Annotated in this window: 3 protein-coding genes; all 3 read left to right on the forward strand. The window is 65.6% G+C overall.

Going from position 1 to position 2294, the window contains the following annotated elements:
- Positions 1-205 precede the first annotated feature (205 nt).
- Entirely contained in the window at positions 206-634 is a 429-nt protein-coding gene (mraZ, locus tag K789_RS0115610) for a division/cell wall cluster transcriptional repressor MraZ (protein WP_024367571.1), read from the forward strand.
- A 196-nt stretch (positions 635-830) separates the two neighbouring features.
- Positions 831-1829: a 16S rRNA (cytosine(1402)-N(4))-methyltransferase RsmH gene (gene rsmH / locus K789_RS0115615; RefSeq protein WP_024367572.1), complete on the forward strand. Its 999-nt coding sequence runs from the start codon at positions 831-833 to the stop codon at positions 1827-1829.
- Positions 1826-2294 (forward strand): hypothetical protein (locus K789_RS0115620; RefSeq protein WP_024367573.1); only part of this gene is annotated, 469 nt, incomplete at its 3' end. The genes rsmH and K789_RS0115620, both read left to right, overlap by 4 nt.

Consider the following 2294-nt stretch of genomic DNA (forward strand, 5'->3'; position numbering starts at 1 on the left):
CCCGCCATAATTCCTCCACTTCCCACCACGGGGCCCATTTCCCTGCCATTGCAGGGAACTGGACGTCAGGCGGTCCCACAAATTGACGCAGAAACCTTCGGCGTGTCGTTGACTGTGGAGGGATGTGGAGTAATGTGGAGGACGTAAGAGGGTAGTGGCAGCACAGGGGACGTTGGGCTTCCTACGAACAGACAGGCGGTGGGCCGTGTTTCTCGGCACACACTCGCCGCGTCTGGACGAAAAGGGCCGAATCATCCTTCCCGCCAAGTTCCGCGAGGAGCTCGCCGGCGGACTGGTTCTCACAAGGGGCCAGGAACGTTGCATCTACGTCTTCAGTGAGGCGGAATTCGGCCGGGTTCACGAGCAAATGCGGGACGCGCCAATCTCCAGCAAACAGGCTCGGGACTACATCCGCGTTTTCCTCTCTGGAGCCTCCGACGAGGTGCCTGACAAGCAGGGGCGCGTGACGATTCCGCCGGCGCTCCGGGAGTACGCAGGGCTCGGCAGGGAACTCGCCGTTATCGGTGCAGGAACCCGCGCGGAGATCTGGGACGCCCAGGCCTGGAACGAGTACCTCGCTGAAAAGGAAACGGCCTTCTCGGAGACCGACGACGCAATACCGGGGATTCTCTGAAGCCCCGCACGAACCAAGCAGCACTGCACGATTCTTGACCGAGATCTCCAGCCGCCCATCCGGCTGTTTTCCTGGCTCACTTCCCCGGAGCCAGGCGGACGCAGGGTAGGCGCGGATGGGGATCTGGATCAAGAAGCGGCACGCCCAGCCAGCAACCGCTCTCCACGAACCGACCGGACAACGAAAGGACGCAGGCATGACGGACCCTGACCAGTCGAAGCCTACGTCCGAACGACATGTACCGGTCCTCAAGGACCGGTGCATCAATTTGTTGGCACCGGGTTTCGAAGCGGCACGCAGCCGCGGCGAGACCCCCGTCGTCATTGACGCAACCCTCGGCATGGGCGGCCACTCCGAGGCAATGCTGCAGCGTTTCCCGGACCTGCACCTGATCGGCATCGACCGTGACGAGGAAGCCCTGGCCCTGGCGGGGGAGCGCCTCAAACCCTTCGCCGACCGGATCGACCTCGTGCACGCCGTGTATGACGAGATCCCTGAAATCCTGGCGGACCTCGGCTTCGAGGAGGTCCACGGGGTCCTCATGGACCTCGGAGTCTCCTCGCTCCAGCTGGACGAGCGGGAACGCGGCTTCGCGTACTCGTTCGATGCCCCGCTGGACATGCGGATGGACACAAGCCGCGGGCAGACTGCCGCCGACGTCGTCAACAACTACAGCGAAGAGGACCTGGTCCGGATCATCCGGAAGTGGGGCGAAGAGAAGTTCGCCGGCCGCATCGCCAACCGCATCGTCACGGCCCGCGCAGCGAAGCCCTTCACGACAACGGGCGAGCTCGTCGAGCAGATCCGAGACGTGGTCCCCGCCGGCGCCGCCAAATCAGGCGGACACCCCGCGAAGCGCACCTTCCAGGCGCTCCGGATCGAGGTCAACGAAGAACTCGACGTGCTGGAACGCGCGGTCCCCGCGGCCATCAACGCGATCGCCGTCGGCGGCCGCGTTGTGGTCATGTCCTACCACTCGCTGGAAGACAAGATCGTCAAGGGCTTCTTCCAGGCAGGGTCCAAATCCTCCGCGCCGCTCGGTTTCCCCGTGGAACTGGAGGAGCACAAGGCCGGGCTGAAAACCCTGACGAAGGGCACCGAGGTGCCCACCGCCGCCGAAATCGCCGAGAACCCACGCGCCGCTTCCGCCAGGCTCCGCGCCGTGGAACGCATCAAAGCCAGGAGGGCCGCATGAGCACCGCCGCTGTCAACAGATTCCCCGTTGCCACAGACGCGACGGCCCGCGCCCTGCCCGGGATCACTCCCGGCACCGGCCCCTCCCGGAAAGCCCGGACCCCGCTCTCTCTCGTCCGCTCAGCCCCGCGTAAACGCCGCGCGCCGTTCGTCGTGCTCTGCTTCGGCCTCCTCGCCGTGGCGCTGATGGCCGTGCTGGTCCTCAACATCTCCGTTTCCACCGCCCAGTACCAGCTGGTGCAGCTGCGCAGCGAGCAGTCCACGCTGACCAAGCAGAACCAGGACCTGACCCAGCAGGTGCAGAACTTCGACGCCCCGCAGAACCTTGCCGCCAAGGCCACCGAGCTGGGCATGGTCGCCTCCACCACGAAGGGCCAGATCGACCTTTCCACCCTGGCCGTCACGGGCAAGGCCAAGCCCGCGGTGAAAGGCGACGCCCCCGGCGCCGTCATCGCTGCTCCGGCCG

It is taken from the genome of Arthrobacter sp. TB 26, from assembly GCF_000427315.1.
GTDB lineage: Bacteria > Actinomycetota > Actinomycetes > Actinomycetales > Micrococcaceae > Arthrobacter.